At 54.4% G+C, this 2,117-nt stretch carries 1 protein-coding gene; it reads right to left on the bottom strand.

The window, feature by feature from the left end:
• Positions 1-2,117: CheR family methyltransferase (locus tag QZ197_RS15555; protein ID WP_296433106.1), on the bottom strand; the 2,117-nt coding region annotated here is incomplete at both ends.

Below are 2,117 nucleotides of genomic sequence, written 5' to 3'. Positions count from 1 at the left end.
TCCGATGACGTCCACTGCGGCCGTCGCGAATATACGACTGAACGACCGGCTGGCTGAGAGAATTTTTAACGTACCGTCAAGCACAAGCATGGGTTCGCGCACCGTGCTGATAATGCTCTCTGCAAATTCTCGGGCGGTGGCGGTCTCGCTTTGCAAGGCCTTAAGCTCCGACACTTCGGAAAACGTCACCGCAACGCCGTCAATCGCGCCGCTTTGCGTGCGATAAGGGAGGATACGGCGAACGAACCACCGTCCGTCGTCGCCTTCAACTTCGCATTCGACTGAAACGAGGGTTTCAAGCACATCTTCTGCGTCTTTGAGCAGTTCCGGGTCGTTGACCCTGCTGGTAATGTCGCTGAAGGATCGCCCGATGTCCTTGCTGATCAGGTTGAACAACTCACGTGTCGCTGGTGTAAACCGCTTGATATTGAACTCGCTGTCCAGAAACAGCGTTGCAATGCCCGAACTGGACAGCAAGTTGTTCAAATCATCCGACAGCCGCCGTTCATCTTCGACCTTTTGCTGAAGCTGGGTGTTAAGCGTCGTCAGCTCTTCATTAAGGGACTGCAACTCTTCCTTGGAGGTCTCAAGCTCTTCATTTGTCGACTGGAACTCCTCGTTCATCGACATGGCTTCTTCGTTGACGGCCTTCAACTCTTCGGTGGACAATTCGTAGTCGCGGATCGTTGTGCGTAAATCAGCACGCGTGGTTTCAAGTTCCTGCTCTAGCTGACGGTTCACTTCTGCGTTCGGTTCATCAGAGGCTGGAACAACCGCAGTCACTGGCTCATCCGCGAAGGTCACCAGAAGCAATTCAGCTTCATCGAGCGACACCGGATGCACCTGAATGGTCACACCAACCCTGTCACCACCTTGCGTGATTGTGGCGCGCTCCTTGGCCATCGCCTCTTGCGTCCGCGCCGTCCGAATGGCCCTACTTAAGCGCGCGCGCAGTCCCTGCCGTGCCATGGCCAACAAATCACGGCTTGTTTCGCCCGATGGCACCCTGAGGTATTTGTCCGTTGCGCCCTCAAGATACAGCGCTTCGGACTGGGCGTTAATCAGGACGGCTGCGGGGGCGTAGTGTTGCACCAGAAGACTTTGGCTCAGCTCCGCCAACTTGTTGCCAGCGGCTTGGTACTGACTGCGCGTTGGCACAAGACCGGCATTAGCGTATCGGCGTTGCGCAATCGGGAAATCGAAAGCGCGGCTGCGCGTGGTGCCGACGCGTTTGTAAACGCGGTATTTCTTTGACAGCGGCTCAAAAAGACTGTCGTGGTTGCCAGTCGTCTCTGACATGCCCAGAAACAGAGAACCGCCATCATTGAGCGCAAAGTGAAACATCTGCATAATCCGCTCCTGCGCATCGGGCGTCAGATAGATCATCAGATTGCGGCACGAGATCAGATCAAGCTTCGAGAAAGGTGCATCAGCCAAGATGTTCTGGTTGGCAAAAACAACTGCATCACGCAACTCTGGCGTCACGCGGTAACTGTGATCTTCCTTGGTGAAAAACCGCCTCAGGCGTGCAGGAGAGACATCTTCAGAGATAGAATCCGGATATACGCCGTTCCGCGCGACTGTCAGCGCCCGTTCATCAACATCCGAGGCAAAAACCTGCAATTTCACATCTTTGCGGAGGGTCGATATTTTTTCAATGACAAGCATCGCCAGCGAATAGACTTCTTCGCCTGTGGCGCATCCCGGCACCCAAATCCGAACCGGGTGCCGTGCGTCATGCGATTTGACTAATTCATCAAGCACCGTCTTTTCGAGGTAGTCAAAAGCATCAGGATCGCGGAAGAAGGACGTTACGCTGATAAGAAGATCAGCACAGAGGTTCTGCGCCTCTTCGGCCGAGTCTTTCAAAAGAGCGAGGTAATCGCCCGAATTCTCCATGTGTCGTAGCGCCATCCGCCGCTCGATCCGACGTAGCAACGTGCCATCCTTGTAGAGATCGAAATTTATCGGCGAATGCGCCTTCAGAACCGCAATGATCTGCTCCAACGAACCCTTGGCGTTTTCACCAAGCACCTTCTTGGCACTGCCATTCTGAACGAATGGATGCCGCACGTAGTTGGTGATGATGTCCGGCATCTCTGCAACAGCGACAACGT

It is taken from the genome of Yoonia sp., assembly GCF_017854415.1.
In the GTDB taxonomy this organism is placed as follows: domain Bacteria; phylum Pseudomonadota; class Alphaproteobacteria; order Rhodobacterales; family Rhodobacteraceae; genus Yoonia.
This window is presented reverse-complemented; position numbering and strand designations above follow the sequence as displayed.